The sequence below is a fragment of the Mesorhizobium sp. B3-1-8 genome (genome assembly GCF_006439495.1).
Lineage (GTDB): Bacteria > Pseudomonadota > Alphaproteobacteria > Rhizobiales > Rhizobiaceae > Mesorhizobium.
Window position 1 is genome coordinate 80,724 of sequence record NZ_VFTK01000019.1, and the last position, 23,400, is coordinate 104,123.

The 23,400-nt window shown below is 63.8% G+C and carries 20 protein-coding genes; 12 read left to right on the top strand and 8 right to left on the bottom strand.

The window, feature by feature from the left end:
- Positions 1-10: 10 nt before the first annotated feature.
- The 3 genes from FJ424_RS18785 to glcF all read left to right on the top strand — a co-directional run bounded on the left by FJ424_RS18785 (position 11) and on the right by glcF (position 4,334).
- Positions 11-1,507: an FAD-linked oxidase C-terminal domain-containing protein gene (locus FJ424_RS18785; RefSeq protein WP_140654021.1), complete on the top strand. Its 1,497-nt coding sequence runs from the start codon at positions 11-13 to the stop codon at positions 1,505-1,507.
- A gap of 274 nt (positions 1,508-1,781) precedes the next feature.
- Positions 1,782-2,999, top strand: a complete 1,218-nt coding sequence (locus tag FJ424_RS18795) for an FAD-binding protein (protein ID WP_140654022.1) — start codon at positions 1,782-1,784, stop codon at positions 2,997-2,999.
- A 9-nt stretch (positions 3,000-3,008) separates the two neighbouring features.
- Positions 3,009-4,334, top strand: a complete 1,326-nt coding sequence (gene glcF, locus FJ424_RS18800; RefSeq protein ID WP_140654024.1) for a glycolate oxidase subunit GlcF — start codon at positions 3,009-3,011, stop codon at positions 4,332-4,334.
- On the opposite strand, the gene FJ424_RS18805 is transcribed toward glcF, so the two are convergent.
- Positions 4,335-5,255 (bottom strand): bifunctional 5,10-methylenetetrahydrofolate dehydrogenase/5,10-methenyltetrahydrofolate cyclohydrolase, encoded by a 921-nt coding sequence (locus FJ424_RS18805; protein WP_140654026.1) that lies wholly within the window; start codon positions 5,253-5,255, stop codon positions 4,335-4,337. It lies immediately after the preceding gene.
- Between the two features lie 372 nt (positions 5,256-5,627).
- Positions 5,628-6,368, bottom strand: a complete 741-nt coding sequence (locus FJ424_RS18810) for a L,D-transpeptidase (protein WP_140654028.1) — start codon at positions 6,366-6,368, stop codon at positions 5,628-5,630.
- Between the two features lie 211 nt (positions 6,369-6,579).
- Here FJ424_RS18810 and FJ424_RS18815 point away from each other — a divergent pair, with 211 nt between their 5' ends.
- Complete coding sequence (locus tag FJ424_RS18815) at positions 6,580-7,218, top strand: DNA-3-methyladenine glycosylase I (protein ID WP_140643918.1); 639 nt, start codon at positions 6,580-6,582, stop codon at positions 7,216-7,218.
- 40 nt (positions 7,219-7,258) lie between these two features.
- On the opposite strand, the gene FJ424_RS18820 is transcribed toward FJ424_RS18815, so the two are convergent.
- Entirely contained in the window at positions 7,259-7,642 is a 384-nt protein-coding gene (locus FJ424_RS18820; protein ID WP_140654030.1) for a hypothetical protein, read from the bottom strand.
- A gap of 27 nt (positions 7,643-7,669) precedes the next feature.
- A complete protein-coding gene (locus FJ424_RS18825) occupies positions 7,670-7,897 on the bottom strand; it encodes a hypothetical protein (protein ID WP_140654032.1) in 228 nt (75 codons plus the stop codon).
- Positions 7,898-8,112: 215 nt separating this feature from the next.
- Here FJ424_RS18825 and hisS point away from each other — a divergent pair, with 215 nt between their 5' ends.
- From hisS to FJ424_RS18860, 6 genes are all read left to right on the top strand, one after another.
- A complete protein-coding gene (gene hisS, locus FJ424_RS18830) occupies positions 8,113-9,708 on the top strand; it encodes a histidine--tRNA ligase (protein WP_140654034.1) in 1,596 nt (531 codons plus the stop codon).
- A gap of 178 nt (positions 9,709-9,886) precedes the next feature.
- Positions 9,887-11,005, top strand: coding sequence for an ATP phosphoribosyltransferase regulatory subunit (locus FJ424_RS18840; RefSeq protein ID WP_140654038.1), 1,119 nt, complete (start codon positions 9,887-9,889; stop codon positions 11,003-11,005).
- On the top strand, positions 11,002-11,700 hold the full coding sequence (gene hisG / locus FJ424_RS18845) for an ATP phosphoribosyltransferase (RefSeq protein WP_140654040.1): 699 nt from the start codon (positions 11,002-11,004) through the stop codon (positions 11,698-11,700). The genes FJ424_RS18840 and hisG overlap by 4 nt, the downstream gene beginning before the upstream one ends.
- A 133-nt stretch (positions 11,701-11,833) precedes the next feature.
- Complete coding sequence (locus tag FJ424_RS18850) at positions 11,834-13,600, top strand: AMP-binding protein (RefSeq protein WP_140654042.1); 1,767 nt, start codon at positions 11,834-11,836, stop codon at positions 13,598-13,600.
- A 10-nt stretch (positions 13,601-13,610) separates the two neighbouring features.
- Complete coding sequence (locus FJ424_RS18855; RefSeq protein WP_140654044.1) at positions 13,611-14,234, top strand: poly-gamma-glutamate hydrolase family protein; 624 nt, start codon at positions 13,611-13,613, stop codon at positions 14,232-14,234.
- Between the two features lie 130 nt (positions 14,235-14,364).
- Complete coding sequence (locus FJ424_RS18860) at positions 14,365-15,432, top strand: calcium:proton antiporter (RefSeq protein ID WP_246677294.1); 1,068 nt, start codon at positions 14,365-14,367, stop codon at positions 15,430-15,432.
- 151 nt (positions 15,433-15,583) lie between these two features.
- Here the strand turns inward: FJ424_RS18860 and FJ424_RS18865 are convergent, their stop codons facing one another.
- From FJ424_RS18865 to FJ424_RS18875, 3 genes are all read right to left on the bottom strand, one after another.
- The gene (locus tag FJ424_RS18865; RefSeq protein WP_246677291.1) at positions 15,584-16,522 is read right to left on the bottom strand and encodes an ImmA/IrrE family metallo-endopeptidase; all 939 of its coding nucleotides are present in this window, start codon (positions 16,520-16,522) and stop codon (positions 15,584-15,586) included.
- A 343-nt stretch (positions 16,523-16,865) separates the two neighbouring features.
- Positions 16,866-17,576 (bottom strand): hypothetical protein, encoded by a 711-nt coding sequence (locus tag FJ424_RS18870; RefSeq protein ID WP_140654049.1) that lies wholly within the window; start codon positions 17,574-17,576, stop codon positions 16,866-16,868.
- A gap of 61 nt (positions 17,577-17,637) precedes the next feature.
- Positions 17,638-18,570, bottom strand: a complete 933-nt coding sequence (locus tag FJ424_RS18875) for a hydrogen peroxide-inducible genes activator (RefSeq protein WP_140654051.1) — start codon at positions 18,568-18,570, stop codon at positions 17,638-17,640.
- 174 nt (positions 18,571-18,744) lie between these two features.
- On the opposite strand from FJ424_RS18875, the gene katG reads away from it, so the two are divergent.
- The gene (gene katG, locus FJ424_RS18880) at positions 18,745-20,958 is read left to right on the top strand and encodes a catalase/peroxidase HPI (protein ID WP_140654053.1); all 2,214 of its coding nucleotides are present in this window, start codon (positions 18,745-18,747) and stop codon (positions 20,956-20,958) included.
- A gap of 67 nt (positions 20,959-21,025) precedes the next feature.
- On the opposite strand, the gene FJ424_RS18885 is transcribed toward katG, so the two are convergent.
- Positions 21,026-21,703 carry an MIP family channel protein gene (locus FJ424_RS18885; RefSeq protein WP_140643940.1) on the bottom strand — a complete coding sequence of 226 codons (678 nt, stop codon included), beginning with the start codon at positions 21,701-21,703 and terminating at the stop codon, positions 21,026-21,028.
- 331 nt (positions 21,704-22,034) lie between these two features.
- Between FJ424_RS18885 and FJ424_RS18890 the strand changes: the two genes are divergently transcribed.
- On the top strand, positions 22,035-23,324 hold the full coding sequence (locus FJ424_RS18890; RefSeq protein WP_140654055.1) for an RsmB/NOP family class I SAM-dependent RNA methyltransferase: 1,290 nt from the start codon (positions 22,035-22,037) through the stop codon (positions 23,322-23,324).
- Positions 23,325-23,400 lie beyond the last annotated feature (76 nt).

Below are 23,400 nucleotides of genomic sequence, written 5' to 3' on the forward strand. Positions count from 1 at the left end.
AGGCTGCCCGATGTCCGGCCTAGCCATGCCCAAGCCAGATGCCGAAACGCTGCGCCGTCGCGCCGAGATCGTCGCCGACATGCGCATCATCGTGCCGGGCGAGGGGGTCGTCGACGCAGCCAATGAAATGCGCGCCTTCGAAAGCGACGGCCTCACCGCTTACAGGCAACTGCCGCTGGTTGTCGTCCTGCCGGAGACGGTGGCGCAGGTTTCGCGGGTTCTCAAATACTGCAACGAGCGCAACATTCGCGTCGTGCCGCGCGGCTCCGGCACCTCGCTTTCCGGAGGCGCGCTGCCGCTCGAGGACGCGGTGCTGCTGGTGATGAGCCGCTTCAACCGCATCCTGGCGATCGACTATCCGAACCGCGTCGTGGTTGCCCAGCCCGGCGTCACCAATCTCGGTATCACCACCGCCGTCGAGCAGGAGGGCTTTTACTATGCCCCCGATCCATCCTCCCAGATCGCCTGCTCGATCGGCGGCAACGTCGCGGAAAATTCCGGCGGCGTGCACTGCCTGAAATACGGGCTCACCGCCAACAATGTTCTGGGCATCGAGATGGTGCTGATGAATGGCGAGATGGTGCGCCTCGGCGGCAGCCATCTCGACCAGGAAGGCTATGACTTGCTCGGCGTGATGACCGGCTCCGAAGGCCTGCTCGGCGTCGTCACCGAGGTGACGGTGCGCATCCTCAAGAAGCCGGAGACGGCGCGCGCCCTGCTGATCGGCTTTCCGACCAGCGAAGAGGGCGGCCAGTGCGTCGCCGACATCATCGGCGCCGGCATCATCCCGGGCGGTATGGAGATGATGGACCGCCCGGCGATCCACGCGGCGGAGGATTTCGTCCATGCCGGCTATCCGCTCGATGTCGAGGCGCTGCTGATCGTCGAGCTCGATGGCCCGAGTGTCGAGGTCGATCACCTGATCGGACTGGTCGAGGCGATCGCCTATCGCAATGGCTCGACCACCTGCCGCATCTCGCAGTCGGAACAGGAGCGGCTGAGCTTCTGGGCCGGCCGCAAGGCGGCCTTCCCGGCGGTCGGCCGCATCTCGCCCGACTATTACTGCATGGACGGCACCATCCCACGCAAGGAACTGCCGAGGGTGCTTGCCGGCATGCGCGATCTTTCCGAGAAATACGGTCTCGGCGTCGCCAACGTCTTCCACGCCGGCGACGGCAATCTGCACCCGCTGATCCTCTACGACGCCAATGTGCCGGGCGAACTCGACAAGGCCGAAAGCTTTGGCGCCGACATATTGCGGCTTTGCGTCGAGGTCGGAGGCGTGCTGACCGGCGAGCATGGCGTCGGCGTCGAGAAGCGCGACCTGATGCCGGAAATGTTCAACCAGACCGACCTCGACCAGCAGATGCGGGTGAAATGCGCTTTCGATCCCAACCATCTGCTCAACCCCGGCAAGGTTTTTCCGCAACTGCGCCGGTGTGCGGAGCTGGGAAGGATGCATGTGCATCGCGGACAGGTGGCGTTTCCGGATATTCCGAGGTTTTGATGGGCGGTCAATTTCGGATGACTGCGTTCCTTCGCGCCCCCCTCTGTCCTGCCGGACATCTCCCCCACTTGGGGGGAGATCAGCTGTCATCGCAGCCTTCGCCAATCTTCGACGTTGCGAGGGAGGCGCGGCGGCAAAAATTGCCAATCTCCCCCCAAGTGGGGGAGATGTCCGGCAGGACAGAGGGGGGCGCGAAGGAACGCGGCCTGTCGCCGTCTCGGGCTTCGCCCGGGTCACCTCTCCCCCGCTTTGCGGGGCGCGAGGAACTGGAGCGATGACCACCTTCACCCCCACTACATCCGCCGAAACCCTTTCCACGGTCCAATGGGCAGCGGCGGAAGAAACGCCGCTGGAAATCCTCGGGCACGGCTCGAAGCACGGCATCGGTCGTCCGCTGCAGACCGAGCATACACTCGACCTGTCGAAACTCACCGGCGTCACCCTCTACGAGCCGGCCGAACTGGTGCTGTCGGCCCGCGCCGGCACGTCGCTCGCCGAACTCGAAAAACTGCTTGCCGAAAACGGCCAGCAATTCGCCTTCGAGCCGATGGACTACGGCCCGTTGCTCGGCGGCGAGCCGGGCCAAGGGGGCAAGAACGGCACCATCGGCGGCGTGCTTGCCGCGAACCTGTCCGGCCCGCGACGTCTCAAGTCGGGCGCGGCGCGCGACCATATCCTTGGCGTTGCCGCTGTTTCGGGGCGCGGCGAGGCGTTCAAATCGGGCGGCCGCGTGGTCAAGAACGTCACCGGCTACGACCTGTCGAAGCTGATGGCGGGAAGCTGGGGCACGCTCGCCGTGCTGACCGACGTGACTTTCAAGGTCCTGCCGGCGGCCGAAACAGAAGTGACCTTGGCCATCCGCGGTCTGCTCGACGATGCCGCGGTCGCTGCCATGGCGCTGGCGCTCGGCTCCAGCGCCGAAGTGTCGAGCGCCGCGCATCTGCCGGAGCGCATCGCCGCGCGCGTCGCCAGCGGCAAGCACGGCAGCGATGCCGCCACGCTGCTGCGGGTCGAGGGGTTTGGGCCTTCGGTCGTCTATCGCATCGAGGCGTTGAAGCAGTTGCTCGGCAAGGCAGGTCCGCTCGAAGAGATCGCGGGTGAGGCGTCGAAGACGATCTGGCGCGATATCCGCGACTGCGCACCCTTCGCCGATGGCGGCGCGCGGCCGGTCTGGCGCGTGTCGATGGCGCCGTCGCAGACGCATCACATGGTGATGGCTCTGCGCATGCAGGCGGCGGTCGATGCCTTCTACGACTGGCAGGGTGGCCTGGTGTGGCTGTCGATGCGCGAGGACGATCCGGAGGCCGAATTGCTGCGCGGACTGATCCGCAAGCATGGCGGCGGCCACGCGACGCTGGTGCGCGCCGCCGCCCCGCACCGCGCGGCGCTGCCGGTGTTCGAGCCGCAGCCGCCGCATCACGCGGCATTGTCGGCGCGGCTCAAGGCTGAGTTCGACCCGAAGAATATCCTCAATCCCGGCCGCATGGGTTAGGACCGCGACATGCAGACCAATTTCTCAGCAGCGCAGCTCGCCGACCCGCATGTCGCGGAATCGGAAAAGATCCTGCGCAAATGCGTGCATTGCGGCTTCTGCACCGCCACTTGTCCGACCTATGTGACGCTCGGTAACGAGCTGGATTCACCGCGCGGCCGCATCTACCTCATCAAGGATATGCTGGAGAACGGCCGGCCGGCGGACAAGGAGATCGTCACCCATATCGACCGTTGCCTGTCCTGTCTTGCCTGCATGACGACCTGCCCTTCTGGCGTGAACTACATGCATCTGGTCGACCATGCCCGCGCGCATATCCAGGAGACTTACAAACGGCCGCTGCTCGACCGGCTGACGCGCGCCATGCTGGCTTTCGTGCTGCCTTACCCGACCCGCTTCCGCGCCGCGTTGAAGCTTGCCGGGCTCGGCCGGCCGTTCATCGGCTTGTTCGAAAAGCTGCCGGCGCTGAAACCGGTCGCGGCGATGCTGAAGCTTGCACCCGCGTCGATCCCGCCGGCATCGCCGATGGCGAAACCGGGCACGCATGCCGGGCAAGGCATACGGCGTGGTCGCGTGGCGATCCTGACCGGCTGCGCGCAATCCGTGCTCGATCCGGCGATCAACGATACGACCATCTCCCTGCTGACAAGATTGGGCGTCGAGGTCGTGGTGCCGGAAGGCGAGGGCTGCTGTGGCGCGCTGGTCCACCACATGGGCCGCGAGGATCAGGCCCTTGCCTCGGCGAGGCGGAATGTCGATGCCTGGACGCGCGCCATCGACCAGGGTGGCCTCGACGCCATCATCATCACCGCGTCGGGCTGCGGCACCACCATCAAGGACTATGGCTTCATGCTGCGCCTCGATCCCGTCTATGCCGAAAAGGCCGCGCGCGTCTCGGCTCTCGCAAAAGACGTCACCGAATATCTTGCCGCGCTCGACCTGCCGGAGCCGCTGCGCAAGCCGGGCACGGTCGTCGCCTATCACTCTGCCTGCTCGATGCAGCATGGCCAGAAGATCACGCGCCAGCCGAAGGAGCTTCTCACCAAGGCGGGCTTCGTCGTGCGCGAGCCGCGCGAGGGGCATCTGTGCTGCGGCTCGGCCGGCACCTACAACATCCTGCAGCCCGAGATTTCCGCCAAGCTGCGCGACCGCAAGGTGAAAAACATCGAGGCGACAAGCGCGGAAATCGTCGCCACCGGCAATATCGGCTGCATCACGCAGATCGCCTCCGCCGCGAAGCTGCCGGTGGTGCACACGATAAAATTGCTCGACTGGGCTTATGGCGGTCCGAAGCCGGAAGGCGTTTCCGACAGCGGTTTGATCGCCGCGGAATAACTATTCCGCCGCGAGTTGATCCGGCACGCCGTAGGTCGCGCGGTAGAGCGCGCGCTGGCGGTTGAGCGCCACCATGGTGTTGCGCAAGAGAATCGCGACCGTGAGCGGGCCGACGCCGCCCGGCACCGGCGTGATCCAGGAGGCCACTTCCTTGACGCTGTCGGTATCGACGTCGCCGACGACACGGGTTTCGCCGTCAGGCCCGACCTCGGAATTGATGCCGATGTCGATGACGGCAGCGCCCGGCTTCACCATGTCGGCCTTGATCAGCCTGGGCTTGCCGACGGCGACGAACAGCGCATCGGCGCGGCGCGCATGGGCCGCCAGCGAGCGCGTCATGTGGTGGCACACCGTCACCGTCGCGCCCTCGCTCATCAACAGGAAGGCGATCGGCTTGCCGACGATCTCGGAATGGCCGACGACGACCACTTCGAGCCCCTTGAGCTCGAGGCCGGTCTCCTTCAACAGTTCGACCGAGGCCGCCGCGGTGCAGGGCGCCAGGTCGAGCTGGTTGTAAACGATGTTGCCGATCGAGGCCGGATGCATGCCCTCGACGTCCTTCAGTGGATGCACCGCCGCCTGCAGCGTCTTGATCGGGATATGCGCCGGCACCGGCCGCTGGATGATGATGCCGGTGACGCGCGGGTCGGCGTTGAGGCCATGGATCGCGGCCTCCAGCTCGCCGGCGGTGATGTCGGCGGCGAAGCGCCGCTCCTCGAAGCCGATGCCGGCAAGGGCTGCCTTGGCGCGCTGGTTGCGCACATAAACATCGACGGCCGCGATATCGCCGACGGTGATCGAAACCAGCTTAGGCGGAAAACCTTCGGCCGTGGCGATCGCCGCGTCCTCGCGAACGGAAGCGATGATGCGCTGGGCGACCGGGCCGCCTTTCAGGTAGCGGCTGTCGTCGGTCCGGGTCATGGCTGGCACCTTTTGCCTTCTCTGAGCAATTCAGGGACAGGCGCGGGAGCGGCTTTCTGTCTGGAATTGCGTAACAACTAAGATTTTGTGCGCTGCAATAGCAGAGGAGCGCCGGGAAATCAGCCCCGAAAGCGAAACCGCCTGCCTTCGGGGCGACTTGCCGCGCCCTGCATCAGAAGAAAAACTCAAAAAATGAAAAGGGCAGCGCGATTGCCCGCGCTGCCCCTTCGCGACCGGCCGTATCCCCACACGGCCCGTCCCCCGTAAACTCTGTCATCGGTTTAAGCACATCCCGCGGGATCGTACTATGACTTGGCGGCAACAGCAGGAGACTAAAAGCGCTGCGCTGTCTAACCGGCTGATTCGCTGCGACTATATCACCTCGACCGTGGTTCCGACATTGACGCGCTCGTAAAGGTCGACGACGTCCTCGTTGCGCATGCGGATACAGCCGGAAGACACCGCGCCGCCGATCGTCCAGGGCTGGTTGGTGCCATGGATGCGGTATTCGGTGGTGCCGAGATACAGCGCGCGCGCGCCGAGCGGGTTCTCGATGCCGCCGGCAAGGTAGGTCGGCAGGTAACGGCCCTTGGCCGCCTCGCGCTTGATCATCTCCGCCGGCGGACGCCAGTCCGGCCACACCTTCTTGTCGGTGATCTTGTGCGTGCCCGACCATTCGAAGCCCGGTTTGCCGGTGCCGACGCCGTAGCGCCGCGCCTTGCCATTCTTCTCGACCAGGAAAAGGAAGTTCTGATGCGTATCGATGATGATGGTGCCCGGCTTCGCCGGCCCGTCATAGGCGACTTCCTGCGGCAGGTAGATCGGGTTGATCTGTGGCCGCATCACCATGCGTTTGGCCGGCTGCTGCACGGCCGCCGTGCGCTGCCGGTCGGGCTGTGCCTCGAACAGGCGGCGCAGCGGCTGCTGCGTTGCCTGCCGGGCCGGACGCACGATGCCCGGCGCACGGCCAAGCTGCAGCACCCAGGGCGCCGAAAGGTCGGGGCTCACCATGACCGGCGGCATGTCGGCATAGCGGTCATTGGCAAGGGAGGTCGTGGCGCCGGCGGCAAGAATGGCCACCGCGCCAAGCAGGGAACAAAACGCTGTCTTCATCGGAACGCACCTTGATCGTCGAACTCGTCCGGGCGGGGAGGGCCTCGGCTTCGCGATCCTGGCGCGCAGCGGCAAGCAAAGCATGAATCGGAATGCGTAAAATGCCGCTTTGTCAGTAAACCTTTTGGTGTGGTTACCGGCCGGTTCAGGAATCTGGTAAAGCCACCGTAAACTTGGCGCCGAGGCGCGTTAACGAACGGATTTGGTAGCGATGGCGACTGAACATGCCGGCATTCTCGACGGCCCCGACGGCAAGGCGCGCTGCTTCTGGCACGGCAACCTGCCCGACTATCTCCATTACCACGACCATGAATGGGGCCGGCCGGTGACGGATGATCGCCGGCTGTTCGAGAAGATCTGCCTGGAAGGCTTCCAGTCGGGCCTGTCGTGGCTGACCATCCTGCGCAAGCGCGAGAATTTCCGCGAGGCCTTCGCCGGTTTCGACTTCGACAAGGTGGCGGCGTTCACCGACACGGATGTCGAACGCCTGCTCGGTAATGCCGGCATCATCCGCCATCGCGGCAAGATCGTCTCGACCATCAACAACGCAAAACGCGCCCGCGAGATGGTGGACGAGTTCGGCTCCCTGGCCGCGTGGTTCTGGAAGTTCGAGCCGAGCTCGCAGGAGCGGCCCGAAATCGTCGACCTCGCGCATCTGCGCGCCAACCCGACGACGGCGGTGTCGGTTAGGATATCGAAGGAGTTGAAGAAGCGCGGCTGGAGCTTTGTCGGTCCCACCACCGTCTACGCCTTCATGCAGGCCATGGGCCTGGTCAACGACCATCTCGAAGGCTGCTACTGCCGGGCGGAGGTGGAGAAGGAGCGCAAGAGGCTCAAGAGGCCGAAGTAGGGCGCTTTTGCCTTCTCCCACAAGGGGAGAAGGAGAAGGCTCACTTCTCGAACCTGCCCTTATGGCCGCTGCCGTTGATGTCCCAGACAAGGCTCGAGCCGGACACCGTCAGCACCAGTCCGCTGAAGCCGCTGTCGTCGGGCGTGTGATGCGTGGAGGCGGAGCTGAGGCCGGCCGGGACGACCTCGACGGTCGAGCCCTTCCTCACCCAGCAGCCCTTGCCGTACTGGTCGTTGGCGCCATAGGCGAGCGCGAATTCGAAGCTGCCGTCTTTCTTCAAAAGCAGCTCGGAACCGACTTCCATGACGCCGTTCAGGTAATAATGGCCGGCAAGACGGGCATCGCCCGGCTGGCACGCGTTGGCGGCAACGGGCATGCCACAGAAAAGCGCGCCTGCAAGCGCGCCTGCAAATCGCAACTGCATGATGATCCCCCGATCGTTGAATGAAAGTCAGACGCTGCCGGCACCGGCCAGGAACAGCCCGGCGATGATCGCCGCCACGGCCGCGAAGGCCGGATAGATCACCAGCAGGCCAGTCACCAGCGCGTCGCGGGCGCTCGGCTTGGCCGCCGCAGCCTCGAAAGGCCCGGCCGGCTGCTGTGCCGGCTTCAGCGTGCTGCCTGCAGGCCGCAGCCTGGCCGATCTGCCGCTCTCGATCATGTCTTCAGCCGTCGTCATGGCCCAGAACCCCTTGTTTCGACGCGCTTTATGGTCGTCGATTGTGTCGGCAGCATGCCGCGCCGGTGGCGGAATTGTTTCGTTTTTGGTGGGATTTGTTTCAGTTCTTCCTTCTCCCGCAGGGGGAGAAGGGAAGGCGCTAACCCTTGCCGCTCCAAGCCGCATCGTTTAGGAAACGCGCGCTCGAAGTAAGTCACCACTGACTGGAAACCTCCATGGCCGACAAATCGGAAAAGACGAAAGCGCGGCTGCCGCGCGGTTTTGCCGACCGCAGCGCCGAAGACATCCGCGCCGTCGAGAAGATGATGGCGACCATCCGCTCGGTCTATGAGCTCTACGGCTTCGAGCCGGTCGACCAGCCGATGATCGAATACACCGATGCTCTCGGCAAATTCCTGCCCGACCAGGACCGGCCGAACGAGGGTGTCTTTTCCTTCCAGGATGACGACGACCAATGGCTGTCGCTGCGCTATGACCTGACCGCGCCGACAGCGCGTTTCGTCGCCGAGAATTTCGAGCGCCTGCCCAAGCCTTATCGCAGCTACCGTTCCGGCTGGGTGTTTCGCAACGAGAAGCCAGGCCCCGGCCGCTTCCGCCAGTTCATGCAGTTCGACGCCGACACCATTGGTACGCCGGGCGTCGCCGCCGACGCCGAGATGGCGATGATGATGGCCGATGTCATGGAAGCGCTCGGCATCAAGCGCGGCGACTACGTCATCCGCGTCAACAACCGTAAGGTGCTCGACGGCGTGCTGGAGGCCATCGGCCTCGGCGGCGACGAGAACGCCGGACGCAGGCTGACTGTGCTTCGGGCTATCGACAAGCTGGACAAGGTTGGAACGGACGGCGTTCGAGCGCTGCTTGGAAAGGGACGGCTGGACGAAAGCGGCGACTTCACCAAAGGCGCCGGATTAGGCGAACAACAGATCGACCGGATGATGGAGGTCTTCGGAAATCCTGATGGTTTCTGGGACCACAATATGGGTTCTGAAGGAGTCATCGACGACGATAGGCGGCAGGTCGGGAACGGCGGAAAGACTTCCGTACTGAGCAACGCGTTTGCCATCGACGAATTGCGCCTAGCTTTTTCTGACGAGCCGCTGGCTTTAGAGGGAATAAACGAACTCGGTGCGATCAACGACATGGTTCGCGCCGCAGGCTACGGGAGCAATCGCATCCGCATCGACCCCTCTGTCGTGCGCGGCCTCGAATATTACACAGGCCCTGTCTTCGAGGCCGAGCTGCTGGCCGAGATCCCCAACGACGAGGGCCAGATCGTGCGCTTCGGCTCTGTCGGCGGCGGCGGGCGCTATGATGGGCTGGTCTCGCGCTTTCGCGGCGAGCCGGTGCCGGCGACAGGCTTCTCCATCGGCGTCTCACGCCTGATGACGGCGCTGAAGAACCTCGGCAAGCTCGACGTCTCCGATGTCATCGCGCCCGTCGTGGTGCTGGTCATGGACAAGGATACGGAAAGCCTCGGCCGCTACCAGAAGATGGTCGCGGACCTCCGCGCCGCCGGCATCCGCTCCGAAATGTATCTCGGCGGCGCCGGCATGAAGGCGCAGCTGAAATACGCCGACCGCCGCGGCAGCCCGGTCGCCATCATCCAGGGCGGCGACGAGCGCGCCAAGGGCGAACTGCAGATCAAGGACCTGATCGAAGGCGCCCGCATGTCGGCCGAGATCACCGACAATGCCGAATGGCGGGCGGCACGGCCGGCGCAGGTGACGGTGGCGGAAGGCGAGCTGATTGGAGAGGTGCAGAAGATTCTGGCGGCGCAGGCTGCTGATCGCGCGAAGGGTGGCGCTTGAACACCCCCCTCTGTCCTGCCGGACATCTCCCCCGCAAGGGGGGAGATTGGATGTCGCGTATGCTTTCGCCAATCTCCAGCGTTGGAGAATGGGAGCCGAGCCCAAAACTGCTGATCTCCCCCCTTGCGGGGGAGATGGCCGGCAGGCCAGAGGGGGGTGCCTCGCGCCCTACCTATCCATGACCACCCGTCCCGCCATCGCCGCAGACATCGTCCAACTCTTCGCCACCCGCGACACCCACGCCGTGGAAGTCGCTGTCCTGCAGCCGGCCGATCCGTTCCTCGATATGGCCGGCGAGGATTTGCGCCGCCGCATTTTCCTCACCGAAAGCGAGACCGGCAAGACGCTGTGCCTGCGGCCCGAATTCACCATTCCGGTCTGCCTCGATCACATCGCCAGTCAGGCTGGCACGCCGCGCCGCTATTCTTATCTGGGCGAAGTCTTCCGCCAGCGCCGCGAGGGCGGCAACGAGTTCTTCCAGGCCGGCATCGAGGATCTTGGCGACCGCGACACGGCCGCCGCCGATGCCCGTTCGCTGGCCGACGCGCATGCGCTGCTGTCGCTGGTGCTGCCCGGAAAGACACTTGCCATCACGCTCGGCGACCAGACTTTGTTCGAAGCCGTGCTCGCCGCGCTCGGCTTGCCGCGCGGCTGGCGCATGCGGCTCGCGCGCGCCTTCGGCTCGGCGCCGATGCTGGAGGCAGCCCTTGCCGACCTCGCCAATCCGCCGCGCAACAGCCAGCTCTCCGGCCCCGTCGCCTTGCTGGCGCTCGACGGCGATGCGGAAGGCCTCGCCGCGCATATCTCTGCCGGCATCGAGGAGGCCGGGCTGTCGGCATCGTCCGGCCGCGCGCCTGCCGACATCGCGCGGCGCCTGATCGAGAAAGCGCAACTGCGCAGCGTGCGGCTGTCCGACGAGGCGTTTTCGGCGCTGAAAGGTTTTCTCGAGATCGACGTCGCGCTCAGCGGCGCGACCGCGGCGCTCGAAAAATTCGCCGCCGATGCCAGCCTGTCGCTGGGACCGGCGCTGGAGAATTTCGCCGCCCGCGCCGAGGCGATCGAGGCGCATGGCCTGTCCGCGGCACAAATCCGCTACGACGCCGCCTTCGGCCGTCCGCTCGATTACTATACCGGCCTGGTCTTCGAGATTGCCGCCGGTGACGGCGACCGCCCGCTGGCCGGCGGCGGCCGCTACGATCGGCTGCTGACGCTGCTCGGCGCCAAGAAGCCGATCCCTGGCGTCGGCTTTTCGGTTTGGCTCGACCGTATCGAAGCCTTGCGGGAGAGCGCGAAATGATCACGCTGGCGATCCCCTCGAAGGGCCGTCTCAAGGAACAGTCGCTCGAAGTGCTGGCCAAGGCCGGCCTGGCCGTCACGCTACCTGAGGACGACCGCAAATACCGTGCCCGCATGGACGGCCTCGACGATGTCGAGGTGGCCTTCCTGTCCGCGTCCGAGATCGCCGGCGAGATCGGCCAGGGCGCGGTCGATCTCGGCATCACCGGCGAGGACCTTTTGCGCGAGAACCTCGCCGATTGGGAAGCGCGCGCCGAGATCGTCGCCCGCCTCGGCTTCGGCCATGCCGATGTCGTGGTCGCCGTGCCCGACATCTGGCTCGATGTCGATACCATGGCCGACCTCGACGATGTCGCCGCCGATTTCCGCCAGCGCCACGGCCGGCGCTTGCGGATAGCTACAAAGTACTGGCGGCTGACGCAGCAGTTCTTTTCGCTCAAGCACGGAATCCAGGTCTACCGCATCGTCGAAAGCCTCGGCGCCACCGAAGGCGCGCCGGCGGCGGGACTGGCCGACGTCATCGTCGACATCACCACCACCGGCTCGACGCTGCGCGCCAACCACCTCAAGGTGCTGGGCGACGGCACGATCCTGAAGTCGCAGGCTTGTCTGGTGGCGTCGAAAAAGTCTCGAGATGCAGCCGACGAGGCGCAGTTGCGCGACATTGCCGCAAAAATGGCCGCGCTGGTCGCCTAGAGCAATTCCAGGAAAAGTGTGAAGCGGTCTTCCGTCCGGAATTGCGTCAAAGAGCTTTAGCCACCTCTACCTTCGGCGGGTTTCCACCGCCTTTGCGGGCTGATAGGCTCGATCATCCCGGGAGGAGACGGCGATGGCGATCAAACTCGACGAGCTCATGAACGCCACCAATCTGCGCGGGCGCGGCGCCAGCGGCACCTTCATTGCCCCGCTGGGCGGCAAGGCGCATGTATCGGGCGATCGCTTAGTGCCCCTGCTCGACAAGACCATTCCCGAACTGTTTTCCGAAACGGTGAGCAGATACGCCACGCTCGACGCCGCCGTTTTCGTTGGCCAGGACAAGCGCTTCACCTGGAGCGAGCTCTCGGACGCGGTCGACGCCTTGGCCGCCGGCTTTCTGGCGCTGGGTCTGGAAAAAGGCGACCGCGTCGGCATCTGGTCGCCGAACCGTTGGGAATGGCTGGTGACGCAGTTCGCCACCGCGCGCATCGGCCTGATCCTCGTCAACATCAACCCGGCCTACCGGCTGACCGAGCTCGAATATGCCCTCAACAAGGTTGGGTGCAAGGCGCTCGTCACCGCCGCCCAATTCAAGACATCCGACTATCTCGGCATGATCGGAACGCTTGCGCCCGAGCTCGCCGCCGCCGAGCCCGGCAAGCTCAAGGCCAAGAAACTGCCGGCGCTGAAGATCGTCATCCGGATGGGCGACGACAATTCGCCCGGCATGTTCAATTTCGGCGATGTGCTGGCCATGGCCGGGCGTGACGAACATGACAGCCTCGACCGCATCTCCGAAGGCCTGAAGCCCGGCGACGCCATCAACATCCAGTTCACCAGCGGCACGACGGGTGCGCCGAAGGGCGCGGCGCTGACGCATTCCAACATCGTCAACAACGGCAATTTCGTCACTTCGGCGATCAGGCTCACCGTCGACGATCGGCTCTGCATCCCGGTGCCGCTTTACCATTGCTTCGGCATGTCGATGGGCACGATGGGCTGCGTCTCCAAGGGCGCCACCATGGTTTTCCCGGGCGAGGGCTTCGATGCCGGCGCGACGCTGAAAGCGGTCGCGCAGGAGCGCTGCACCGGCCTCTATGGCGTGCCGACCATGTTCGTCGCCATGCTCGACCATGTCGATTTTTCCAGCTTCGATCTCTCCAGCCTGCGCACCGGCATCATGGCCGGTTCGCCATGCCCGATCGAGGTGATGAAGAAGGTCGTCTCGCTCATGCACATGGCGCAAGTGACCATCGCCTATGGCATGACGGAGACCAGTCCCGTTTCCTTCCAGAGCAGCGTCGACGATCCGCTGGAAAAGCGCGTCTCCACCGTCGGCCGCATCCACCCGCATGTCGAGGTCAAGGCGATCGGCACCGACGGCGCCACCGCCGCGGTCGGCGAGCCTGGCGAGCTCTGCACGCGCGGCTATTCGGTGATGAAGGGCTATTGGGACGACGCCGACAAGACCCGCGAGGCGATCGACGCCGACGGCTGGATGCACACGGGCGACCTCGCCACGATCGACGCCGAGGGCTACTGCAACATCGTCGGCCGGGTGAAGGACATGGTCATCCGCGGCGGCGAGAACGTCTATCCGCGCGAGGTCGAGGAATTCCTCTATCGCCATCCCAAGATCAAGGAAGTGCAGGTCTTCGGCATTCCCGACGACAAATATGGCGAGGAGCTCTGCGCCTGGATCGTGCTGAAGCCCGGCCAGATCGCCACCGCCGAGGAGATCAAGGCCTTCTGCGCCGGCCAGATCGCGCATTACAAGATACCGCGCTACATCCGCTTCCGCACCGAGCTGCCGATGACGGTGACCGGCAAGCCACAGAAATTCCTGATGCGCGAGGCGATGGTGGAGGAATTGGGATTGGTGGCGCAGAAGACGGCGTGAAACGGCATTTATGGACAACGAGTTTCCAAATTTTGCGGCGCTGAAAGCCGCCAAAATCGAAAACATAGATTATCGCATAGTCGTCCGGCGCGGCGCGCGAACCGGCAGTGCCATCATCATCGCCCCGCATGGCGGCAAGATCGAGCCCCGTACCTCCCTGATCGCCGAGACGATAGCAGGGGGCGATCTCGATATGTATTGCTTTGAAGGGCTCATGCCGGAAAGCAACCGGGAGCTGCACATAACATCCAGGAACTTTGACGAGGCAACCGCGCTGGAACTGTTGCGGACGAAGTCCACTGTCGTTGCCATCCACGGTCGCCAGGATCGGGATGATCTCGCGACAGTCTACATGGGCGGCAAGGACGCCGCGTTGGTTTCAGAGATAGCCTGGCGTCTGCAGGAGGCCGGCTTCCAGACAAAAAAGGATAACCATCCGTTTCCGGGTATCCAGGATTCGAACATCGTCAACCGAGGACTGACGGGCAAAGGCGCACAGCTGGAAGTGCCCTTCTCGCTGCGCCGTCGAATGGGGAACGAGTCGGAACTTCTGGAAAGATTCTGTGGGGCGGTTCGCAAGTCCATCGAGGCATTCGACGCCAGAAATGATGCCCGATCCTCAATCGTGTTTTGAACGGTGCGCTTGGCGGGCAAAGATACCCGTGAGAGGTGCTCCCTACGCGCTTTTCCGCTAAGTTGGCGCAAACGCGTGGCGTTCGGGGGCTTGAATGACTGGTTACGGGCGGTCGGTGACTTCCTACACGATGCCGTTGGCCGCGCTGGCGATGGCTCTCGCGGTCAGGGCCGGCGGCCTTTCGGTCGACGAAGGGTCGCTGAACGCCAGGATACTGGTTGGAGCGCTGTCGAGCGCCATCATGTTCACCACCATTTTCGTGGTGCTCGACCACGCCGAGGCGCTCGCCCGGCGCATAGGGGAGCCCTACGGAACCCTGGTGCTGACTTTTGCGGTTACGGCAATCGAAGTGTCGATCATCGTCTCGATGATGCTGCATGGAGCAAACAACCCCACGCTGGCGCGCGAATCCGTTTTCTCGACGGTGATGATCACCTCCACTGGCGTTGTCGGCATCTGTCTCACGCTTGGCGGCTGGCGCTATCGCAAGCAGGCGATCCTCCGACAAGGCACCAACGCATACCTGTCGGTTCTGATCGCGTTGACCGTGATGACGCTTATTCTTCCGACCTACACCCAGGCTACGGATCCCGGCACGTTTTCGGCGGCTCAGCTTGGTTTCGTCAGCGTCCTTTCGGTGTTGCTCTATGCGAGCTTCGTGTTTGCCCAGACCGTCCGGCACCGGGAGGACTTCGTCCAGGGACAGGCGCACGACGTTCCGATGCGAACCGCCTCCCACAAAAGCATTTTCGTCAGCGCCCTGCTGCTGCTGAGCGGGCTCATCGGCATTGTCCTGCTCGCCGAGCAGGTCGCCGCGAGCGTGGAGGATGCGCTCGCGGCCTATAAGGTGACCCAGGCCGACAGCATCGTGGGAGCAATGATCGCGGCACTGGTTTTGATGCCGGAGGCGATCTCGGCGATCCGCGCCGCCTTCAAGAATGAGCTGCAGCGCAGCCTGAACGTCGCGATGGGCTCGGCCTGCGCCACGATCGGCTTGACGATACCGGCGGTCGCGGCCGCCAGCCTGCTGACGGGCAGGGGTCTGACCTTGGGGCTCCCGGCGTCCGATGCCGTGCTTCTGGTGCTGGCGCTTTTCATATGCAGCGTCAGCTTCAGCACCGAAAGAACGACGTTCCTGACCGGCATGGTCCATGTCGTGGTGTTTTTCACCTATGTGTTTCTGATCTTTGTGCCGTGAAGCTCGGCAATCGGATCCAGGGATAGAGATTGGCGGGAAAAAACCGCAAGCCGCAGAAGTTTTGATACGGCAGGCGACGGTCGAGGAGTTGAGGTTGGCGGGTGCAGAAGACAGCGAGAGGCGGTAAATGGTTCGTAGCGTCGACGCAGGCTCATCGTCTTTTTTCAGGAAATGGGATGATCTCGCCTACACTGGTTTTGGGGCGTTGAGGAAGGTCTTCGCGAGATTTCAGTGAAACAACCTCCGCCGATTCCCGATCAAACCAACCATGAGGCAAATTGCATAGGTTTTCGAGATCGGCTGCCGAAATCGTGAATTCAGTCGCAAGCAAATCTTCCTTGGTACGCACCTCGTTATCGACAATCAGCATTAGGCTATCCCGCAGCGCCTTGGGCGCTGTGACCGGCCAATGTTGGTCTAGCGGCTCACCTTTTGACCAACCTTTTGCGGAGTAAAGCTTGTAAAGCTGGCGCGCGAAATCTTCTGGAATGATATCAAGGTCTGACAGGCGCTTTATCTGTGCCTTGATTGAAACACGCCAACGTTCCTTAAGGTTGGTGAACATCGCCAACGAAGGGTGCCTAACCTGGTGGGGATAAGTCGTAGACGGCATTAATAGTGCGCTGGCAAGGCGAAACGCTTGTTGCTCAATCATACGCAGATTGTCTTGGAATTCTTGCTCCGGCACCTGTTGATGTAGAACGGTATGGGCTAGCTCGTGAGCCGCATCCATTTGGCGCCTGGGAAATGACATCTTGTCGGTTGCCAACAGCACGTGCGGTCGACCATCAATGGGTGTCCAACTGCATAAGCCGTCCAGCTTGGTCGTGTTCATGGGAATAGCCGCGACAACGATCCCAATGCGCTCCATCAGCGCGACGATATCGCCACACGGGCCTTCACCCATCTTCCAGTGTCGCCGCAGCTGCAGGGCAATGGTCTCAATGTCGTCGTCACGCAGTTCAGTGTAACTTGCACCCCCGAGAACATCGGGAATGTCGACTTCGGGTAGGTCGACGTAGTGTCCGAGCACGAAGCTGATCTCCTGCAGCCAATGCATCTGCGATTTCTGGTAATTGAGGTCGCGCACTAGTGTGCTTGAGAGCGACCGTAGAAAAGTTGGCCTGTCACTTTGAAATGGCGGTCGTAGGAAAAATTCAGGGCGAACCTGAAGTTCTCGGGCCAGTCGAACAAGCGTCACATAATCAGGGCTCTGGTCAGCGTTCTCATCCTCCCACCGCGAAACCGAAGTCGGGCTTACACCGACTCGCCTGGCAAGGGCGGATTTCGTTGTGATTCGCCGAGCCTCGCGAGCTTCGGTCAATCGGGCAGGGATGAACCCTGGGGTACCAATCCGCATTACTTCGAGTCCAATTGGCCCCGCACCTTTGCGATGCGGAGCAACTATTCAACTATAAAGTCAAGGCGCCGACTTAGTCGGCAGTACCGTCCTCTACGCCCTTGTCTGGGCGCTTCTCCGGCGGAATGAACGGTTTCCGTGTCTGGCGCAACTTGACGACCTTACCGCCCTCGTCCGGAAGAATCGGACCATCGGGTGCAACCGGGTCCGAATTATATCCGCTCAGGAACGCATCCAGAGATTCGTAGAAGATAAAATCCTTGTAGTTCGAGCCAATTACACCGATGGCGATCTCTTCGATCAATCCCGCATGTTGGCGATCCCGTGCGGTCAGGAAGAGGGCAAAGAGATCGGTTAGCTTTGGGCTGCTCTCATCCGTGAAAAGAGTCGGCTGAAGAGCAACATTCAGCGTCACGCCCGCCGCCCGGGACATATTTTTCGGCGGAATCTTACGTCGCTCGGGCATCGATGCGAAGCCGAGAATAACCCCTACATTGGGACCGGTGAAGCGAGCGAAGGGCTGGAAAACCTTGAGGTTGGTGCCGAGCATTACACCGTCAACAAGAAGGTGCCCGCCGTGCAATTGCACGACTTCCTCGTAGCCCTGCTCCTGCAGGCGGAAGCGAATCTGTCCTTCGGCCTCTCGACTGCGCTTCGCGTTGAGCGGCAGCTCTCGGTCTACGATTTCGCGCGCCTTCATGGCTTCTGCTCGCATACGATCTTCAAGATCGAGCAACAGGTCTTTCGGTAGCGCATCAAGAATGGCCCGGCGGATATCGATCATCGGTGTCCCTTTCGTATTAAGGGATTTGATACCATAAATTTTGCGTTTTACAAGATACCCGTCAAGTTTTGTTGCGCTTATTCACCTGCGCCGCAAGCACCGCCCGATCCAGCCCGCGTATGATCCGCGCCAGTTCCGCGCACTCGTCCTGGCGCACCTTGTTCTTGCGCCAGGCCATGCAGATCATGCGCTGCGGCATCGGCTCCTGGAACGGCACGATCCTCAGATCCGGCATGACTCCGGCGGCACTTGCCGCCATTTCCGGCACCAGCGTGACGCCGAGCCCATGCGCCACCATCTGCAAGAGCGTCGTCAGGCTGGTCGCGCCGTAGCTTGCCATCGCCACCGGCCGCACATTGCCGCAGACGGCCAGGGCCTGCTCGCGCAGGCAGTGGCCTTCCTCCAGAAGCATCAGCCGCTCAAGCGCCGGGCTCTCCGGCGGCACCGGCGGCGAGGCGAAGGCCGGATCGCCGGCGGGAACCGCGAGGAAGAAGCGGTCGGGAAACAGTTCTTCGGTGACGATTTTCGGCTGATCGAGCGGCAAGGCCGCGATGAAGGCGTCGAGCCGGCCGGACGTCGCGTCCTCGACCAGCGACGCGGTCACCGCTTCGCGCAGTTCGAGCTGGAGGGAAGGGTAGTGCTTTCTCAACTCCGGCAGCACATGCGGCAGGAGGTAGGGCGCGACCGTCGGGATGATGCCCAGCCGGAAGCGTCCCTCCATGGTAGGGCGGCCGCGCCGGGCAGTCGTCTCGACGTCACGTATTTCGGCCAGAATGCGCTCGATACGCGGCTGCAGGGCAAGCGCCTCGTCGGTCATGCGCACCGTCTTGCCGCCGCGCTCGAACAACAGGCAGTTCAGCCGCTCTTCCATCTCGGCGATCTGCGCGGAAAGGGCCGGCTGGCTGACGCCGGCAAGCTTCGCTGCGCGGCCGAAATGCAGCGTCTGCGCCAGCGCGTCGAAATACTGCATCTGTCGGACGGTGAGGCCAATCATAAGAAAATCCTATCAAATGAAACAGGAAAGGCAATTTGTCTTTATCGGCTGGCCGGCCTAGTCTGGAATCATTCCAGGTTGGCGCGGCCAGCGGCCGCCCCCGAGAATTTCGGGAAAAATCAACCTCGGCAAAATTCAACCTCGGCAAAAACCTCTGCAGAATCGGAGACTAAGATGGACGCCAAAACCGACGATAACAGCGCTGGCAAATGCCCAGTGGCGCATGGATCCGCCGGCCGGACCAACCGTGACTGGTGGCCGAACCAGCTCGACCTTGCCGTCCTGCACCAGCAATCGAACCTGTCGGACCCGATGGGCGAAGATTTCGACTACGCCAAGGAGTTCGCGAGCCTCGACCTCGATGCGGTGGTCAAGGACCTCACCAAGGTCATGACGGATTCGCAGGATTGGTGGCCGGCCGACTTCGGCCATTACGGGCCGCTCTTCATCCGCATGGCCTGGCACAGCGCTGGCACCTATCGCATCGGCGACGGCCGCGGCGGCGCCGGTGCCGGCCAGCAGCGCTTCGCGCCGCTGAACAGCTGGCCGGACAACGCCAATCTCGACAAGGCGCGCCGGCTGCTGTGGCCGGTCAAGCAGAAATACGGCCGCAAGATTTCCTGGGCCGACCTTCTGATCCTCACCGGCAACGTCGCGCTGGAATCGATGGGCTTCAAGACCTTCGGCTTCGCCGGCGGCCGCGCCGATGTGTGGGAGCCGGAGCAGGACGTGGACTGGGGCTCCGAAACCAAGTGGCTCGGCGATGAGCGCTATTCGGGCGACCGTGAGCTTAGCGGCCATCTCGGCGCCGTGCAGATGGGCCTCATCTACGTCAACCCGGAAGGCCCGAACGGCAAGCCGGATCCGATCGCCGCCGCGCGCGACATCCGCGAGACCTTCGGCCGCATGGCGATGAACGACGAGGAGACCGTGGCGCTGATCGCCGGTGGCCATACCTTCGGCAAGACCCATGGCGCCGGTGACGCCTCGCTGGTGGGCGCCGAGCCCGAAGGCGCGGGCATCGAGGCACAAGGCCTCGGCTGGTCGAGCAAATACGCCTCCGGCATCGCGGGCGATGCCATCACCTCGGGCCTCGAGGTCATCTGGACGACGACGCCGACCAAATGGAGCAACAACTTCTTCGACAACCTGTTCAATTACGAATGGGAGCTGACGAAGAGCCCGGCCGGCGCCCATCAATGGACGCCGAAGGCCGGCGCCGGAGCCGGCACCGTTCCGGACGCGCACAACCCCTCCATGCGTCACGCGCCGGCGATGCTCACCACCGACCTCGCGCTGCGTTTCGACCCGGCCTACGAGAAGATCTCGCGCCGCTTCCAACAGCATCCGGAACAGTTTGCCGATGCCTTCGCCCGCGCCTGGTTCAAGCTCACCCACCGCGACATGGGCCCGGTCGTGCGCTATCTGGGTCCGCTCGTGCCGAAGGAGGAGCTGATCTGGCAGGATCCGATCCCGGCGATCGACCATGAGCTGGTGAGCGAGGCCGACATCGCTTCGCTCAAGGCCAAAATCCTGGCCTCCGGCCTCTCGGTCTCGGAGCTGGTCTCGACCGCCTGGGCTTCGGCCTCGACCTTCCGCGGCTCGGACAAGCGCGGCGGCGCCAATGGCGGCCGTATCCGGCTTGAGCCCCAGAAGGACTGGGAGGTCAACCAGCCGGCCCAGCTCGCAAAGGTGCTGGCCAAGCTGGAAGCTCTCCAGAAGGAGTTCAACGCCGCGCAGGCCGGCGGCAAGAAGGTCTCGCTCGCCGACCTCATCGTGCTCGGCGGCGTCGCCGCGATCGAGAAGGCGGCGAAGGACGGTGGCACCGAGGTGACGGTGCCCTTCACGCCGGGCCGCATGGACGCTTCGCAGGAGCAGACGGATGTCGCCTCCTTCGCTGCCCTGGAGCCGAAGGTCGATGGCTTCCGCAATTATGCTCGCGGTCGGTTGCCGATGTCGGTCGAAGCGATGCTGGTCGACCGCGCCCAGCTCCTCGCGCTGACGGCGCCCGAACTGACCGTACTGGTCGGCGGCCTGCGCGTGCTCGGCGCCAATGCCGGCGGTTCCAAGCATGGCGTCTTCACCGACAGGCCGGGCACGCTGACCAACGACTTCTTCGTCAATCTGCTCTCGATGGCGACCGTGTGGGATCCGGCGGCCGGCTCAGAGCCGGGCTCGGACGAGGTCTACGAAGCGCGCGACCGCAAGACCAAGCAAGTGAAGTGGACCGGCACCCGTGCCGACCTGATCTTCGGCTCGCACGCGCAGTTGCGCGCGCTCTCCGAGGTCTACGGCTCGGCCGACGCCAAGGCGAAGTTCGTCAAGGATTTCGTCAAGGCCTGGACCAAGGTGATGAACGCCGACCGCTTCGACATCGCCGCGAAGTAAGATCGCATCCTCCCAACGAAAAAGGCGCGGGTCATGCCCGCGCCTTTTTTGCATTTATCCAGAGCTATCAGTCTTTCTCGAAGATGCCGGCCTTGGCGACCACGCCGGCAATCGCTCCGCCGATCAGCGGCGCGACGATGAACAGCCAGAGCTGGCTGAGCGCAGCACCGCCCGAAAACAGCGCCGGGCCGATCGAGCGCGCCGGATTGACCGAGGTGCCGGTCACCGGGATCATGGCGAAGTGGATCCCCGCCAGCGTCAGGCCGATGACCAGGCCGGCAAAGGCGGTGGTGTGCTTGGCGTTGGTGACGCCGAGGATCACCGTGACGAAGGTGAAGGTGCCGATCAGCTCCCACAGGAAGGCCGAGCTCATGCCCCATTTCGTCTCGTCCCAGCCATTGGCGCCGAAGCCACCGGTGTGGCCGCCAGCCTGGCCCGATACGATGATCCACAGCGCCAGCGAGGCGATGATGGCGCCGATGACCTGCGCGATCCAGTAGGGGACGACATCCTTGGCCGGCATCCGCCCCGCCAGGAACACGCCCAGCGTCACCGCCGGATTGAGATGCGCGCCCGAGATCGGGCCGATCGCATAGGCCGCGGCGATCAGACCGATGCCGAACGCCAGGCCGATGCCTTCCTGTCCGAGCGGCAGCGCGCCGCCGAAACCGCCCGTGACCACGGAGGCGGTGCCGATGAACACCAACAAAAATGTGCCGAGAACTTCTGCCAGATAAGTCTTCATTGCCCTCTCCTTGTCGGACCCGCCAAACCGCGTTTCCCGCGCCGCGAATCACTGGTGGAAGAGTATTCCTGTGGACAACACTTGCAAAGCTGGGAGGTTAAGCCGGTCGGCTTTCTTGCAGGCGTCAATCAAAACATTAGAAGTCTTTCATGTTCTGATCGATTGTTCTTGTTTCCCGGCCGCACCTCTCGCCATGGAAAAACCGTTCGGCCAAATCGTCCGGTCTTGAAACGTCATTTCATCGGCAAACCGAATGGAACTGTTTCAATCCTGGCCTGAAAGGCTTTAAGAGCGGGCTGGACCCGATTTGTAAACAGCTACGGAAAACAGGATGCGACTGGGCGGAAGGCTGGCGGCGGCGATAGAGATTCTGGAAGACATCGGCCGGCGTCACCGGCCGGTGGCCGACGCCCTGCGCGACTGGGGCCTGTCGCATCGCTTCGCCGGTGGCGGCGATCGCGCGGCGATCGGCAACATCGTCTATGACGCGCTGCGCCGCAAACGCTCGGCCGGCTGGCTGTTCGGCGAGGACACGCCGCGCGCCATCGGCTTTGGCGCGCTTCTGTTGGAATGGGGCCAGACGGCGCAGTCGCTCAACGACGCGCTCGATGGCGACAAATTCGCGCCGCCGCTGCTCGACGCCGGCGAGCTGAAGGCAGCCGCCGGCCGCAGGCTGGCCGACGCGCCCGACGTGGTGCGCGCCGATATCCCGGACTGGTGCGCGCCGCTGCTCGAGCAAGCCTATGGCGAGGCCTGGGTCGAGGAAGGCGCCGCCCTGGCGCAGCGCCCGCCGCTGGATCTGAGGGTCAACACGCTCCAGGCCGATCATGCCAAGGTGCTGGCCGAGCTCCAGGGCACGGGTGCCGCGCCGGCGGCGATCGCGCCGCACGGCATCCGCATCCCGCCGATCGACGGCGACGGCCGGCACCCCAACGTGCAGGCCGAGCCCGCCTTCCAGAAAGGCTGGTTCGAAGTGCAGGACGAGGGCTCGCAGCTTGCCGCGGCACTTGCCGGCGCCGCGCCCGGCATGCAGGTGCTCGACTATTGCGCCGGCGCCGGCGGCAAGACGCTGGCGCTGTCGGCCGAGATGGACAATCGGGGCCAGCTCTTCGCCCATGATGCTGAGAAGGTGCGGCTGGCGCCGATCTTCGAGCGCATCCGCCGTTCGCACAACCGCAACGTCCAGGTCGTCAGCAAGCCCGCGGAGCTTGCGCCGCTCGCCAACCACATGGATATCGTGCTGATCGACGCGCCCTGCACCGGCAGCGGCACCTGGCGGCGACGGCCCGACGCCAAATGGCGGCTGACGGAAAGGCAGCTCGATGCCCGCAAGGGAGAGCAGCAGGCGATCCTCGACACCGCGCAGGCCTTCGTCAAGCCGGGCGGCTTGCTGGTCTACATCACCTGTTCGGTGTTCGATGCCGAGAACGGCGAGCAGGTCGCGGCCTTCCGCGAGCGCCATGAAGGCTTTGCGCCGGTCGATCATCGTCAGCTCTGGGATGGCCGCTTCCCTGGTCATGAAGGAGCCGCGCGTATCGGCGAAGGCGGCGGCATCTCGCTGTCACCGGCGTTGAGCGGCACCGACGGGTTCTATTTCCACGCCTTGCGCCGGGCTGCTTGAAGACAACCGGCTTTTGCTGCGCTGCAGCATAAAAGATTGCCTGTTTTGCCGGGCTCTGCAATAAACTTCGCCAGCA

Bases quoted from the DNA above. Each gene is read 5' to 3' on its own strand.
- FJ424_RS18805 (WP_140654026.1), bottom strand. From the start codon at position 5,255: ATGACCCGGACCGACGACAGCCGCTACCTGAAAGGCGGCCCGGTCGCC.
- FJ424_RS18875 (WP_140654051.1), bottom strand. From the start codon at position 18,570: ATGATTGGCCTCACCGTCCGACAGATGCAGTATTTCGACGCGCTGGCG.
- FJ424_RS18860 (WP_246677294.1), top strand. From the start codon at position 14,365: ATGCCGTTGGCCGCGCTGGCGATGGCTCTCGCGGTCAGGGCCGGCGGC.
- hisG (WP_140654040.1), top strand. From the start codon at position 11,002: ATGATCACGCTGGCGATCCCCTCGAAGGGCCGTCTCAAGGAACAGTCG.
- FJ424_RS18815 (WP_140643918.1), top strand. From the start codon at position 6,580: ATGGCGACTGAACATGCCGGCATTCTCGACGGCCCCGACGGCAAGGCG.
- FJ424_RS18840 (WP_140654038.1), top strand. From the start codon at position 9,887: ATGACCACCCGTCCCGCCATCGCCGCAGACATCGTCCAACTCTTCGCC.
- glcF (WP_140654024.1), top strand. From the start codon at position 3,009: ATGCAGACCAATTTCTCAGCAGCGCAGCTCGCCGACCCGCATGTCGCG.
- katG (WP_140654053.1), top strand. From the start codon at position 18,745: ATGGACGCCAAAACCGACGATAACAGCGCTGGCAAATGCCCAGTGGCG.
- FJ424_RS18850 (WP_140654042.1), top strand. From the start codon at position 11,834: ATGGCGATCAAACTCGACGAGCTCATGAACGCCACCAATCTGCGCGGG.
- FJ424_RS18890 (WP_140654055.1), top strand. From the start codon at position 22,035: ATGCGACTGGGCGGAAGGCTGGCGGCGGCGATAGAGATTCTGGAAGAC.
- hisS (WP_140654034.1), top strand. From the start codon at position 8,113: ATGGCCGACAAATCGGAAAAGACGAAAGCGCGGCTGCCGCGCGGTTTT.
- FJ424_RS18810 (WP_140654028.1), bottom strand. From the start codon at position 6,368: ATGAAGACAGCGTTTTGTTCCCTGCTTGGCGCGGTGGCCATTCTTGCC.
- FJ424_RS18870 (WP_140654049.1), bottom strand. From the start codon at position 17,576: ATGATCGATATCCGCCGGGCCATTCTTGATGCGCTACCGAAAGACCTG.
- FJ424_RS18855 (WP_140654044.1), top strand. From the start codon at position 13,611: ATGGACAACGAGTTTCCAAATTTTGCGGCGCTGAAAGCCGCCAAAATC.
- FJ424_RS18885 (WP_140643940.1), bottom strand. From the start codon at position 21,703: ATGAAGACTTATCTGGCAGAAGTTCTCGGCACATTTTTGTTGGTGTTC.
- FJ424_RS18795 (WP_140654022.1), top strand. From the start codon at position 1,782: ATGACCACCTTCACCCCCACTACATCCGCCGAAACCCTTTCCACGGTC.
- FJ424_RS18825 (WP_140654032.1), bottom strand. From the start codon at position 7,897: ATGACGACGGCTGAAGACATGATCGAGAGCGGCAGATCGGCCAGGCTG.
- FJ424_RS18820 (WP_140654030.1), bottom strand. From the start codon at position 7,642: ATGCAGTTGCGATTTGCAGGCGCGCTTGCAGGCGCGCTTTTCTGTGGC.
- FJ424_RS18785 (WP_140654021.1), top strand. From the start codon at position 11: ATGTCCGGCCTAGCCATGCCCAAGCCAGATGCCGAAACGCTGCGCCGT.